The sequence below is a fragment of the Pseudoalteromonas sp. Z9A4 genome (assembly GCF_011378845.1).
Lineage (GTDB): Bacteria > Pseudomonadota > Gammaproteobacteria > Enterobacterales > Alteromonadaceae > Pseudoalteromonas > Pseudoalteromonas arctica.
In genome coordinates, this window is sequence record NZ_WTLA01000060.1 from 1 (window position 1) to 1,214 (window position 1,214).

Genomic DNA, 1,214 nt, shown 5'->3' on the forward strand with positions numbered 1-1,214 from the left:
CCAGGGCAAGAGCATGAAAAAACACTATAAATTCAATACCTTTTCAAGATAAGCTGTACTGCGCATCGCTTTCTTCTGCTTTGCTGGCATACCTTTACTAAAACTGGTTTCAGCCTTTAATTGATTAAATGCGATATGCCTTAGCCCTGCAAATACAGGCGCTGCACCTTCGCGCCTAATTCGGCACTCATCTTCTTTAAACCCTACGTCTAAACGCCAATGTAAGCCGTTCTCTATTTGCCAATGTTCTCGCGCTGACCTTGCCAATTCTTCCGCCGTTAAATGTGCTGAACTGATATAGTATCTATAGCATAACTCATTGCTTATTTTACCTTTTTCTTTTCTGTAAGAAACAATAACACCCACTGTCTTTGCGCCTTCCCAGTGTCTCGTTTCTGATAAATCGCTTACGCTATGGCTCACCGCACAACACCTAAACTCCTCTCTACTTTTTTGATAATCTGCTTCATTAAACAAAATCCCTGCAGACGCTTGTCGTGTTATCTCCGGTAATAAAGTCCCCTCTATTTGCGACAGGAGTCCTTTATGATTTGCCTTCACTGCAAGAAGGTAATTAGCTTCTTTGCTCACTATTTTTTCTGCAATTGATTTTTGACATCCCATGGCGTCAATTGTGACTAAGCACCCTTTTATTTCAAGTAACTCAAGAAGTGTTGGTAACGCTGTTATTTCATTCGACTTTTTATCAACAGGACATTGTGCTAAAACAACACCATTTTCGCATGCAAATGCACTGACCATATAAAGTGCATCGCGCCTATCCGATTGATTAAAAGACCCTTTTAACCGTTTCCCGTCAATAGCCACAACATCGCCTTGGGTTAATTTAGTGCATGCTTTCATCCAAGAAGAAAAAGAATCTTGAAATTGCGTCATATCAATACGGCTTAATACACGGGCAATTGTGTCATGGCGGGGGATGCCTTGCTCTAGGGGGACATATTTCCTGAGCCAATCTAATCTATCATGACCAAAATCTTCAATATCTTCCCAGCCTTGGCATCCAGACACAACAGCGCTGACGGCTAGGAATATGATATCAAATAGTTTATGAACCACTTTACCTTGTTGGCGAGGATCATCGATTGATTCGAAATATTTAAATAGCTGAATATCAAGCATGAGAATGCTCCTTAAAAAAGGAGTATAAGATCATACTTTTAAGTCAAGGTAAAGTTCGTGATCTTGCCCTG

The 1,214-nt window shown here is 40.6% G+C and carries 1 protein-coding gene; it reads right to left on the minus strand.

Annotated elements, in window-relative coordinates; translation table 11 throughout:
- Window positions 1-24: 24 nt before the first annotated feature.
- Window positions 25-1,143: an ISAs1 family transposase gene (locus GQR54_RS19420; RefSeq protein ID WP_166379703.1), complete on the minus strand. Its 1,119-nt coding sequence runs from the start codon at window positions 1,141-1,143 to the stop codon at window positions 25-27.
- Between the last annotated feature and the right edge of the window lie 71 nt (window positions 1,144-1,214).

Bases quoted from the DNA above. Each gene is read 5' to 3' on its own strand.
- GQR54_RS19420 (WP_166379703.1), bottom strand. From the start codon at position 1,143: ATGCTTGATATTCAGCTATTTAAATATTTCGAATCAATCGATGATCCT.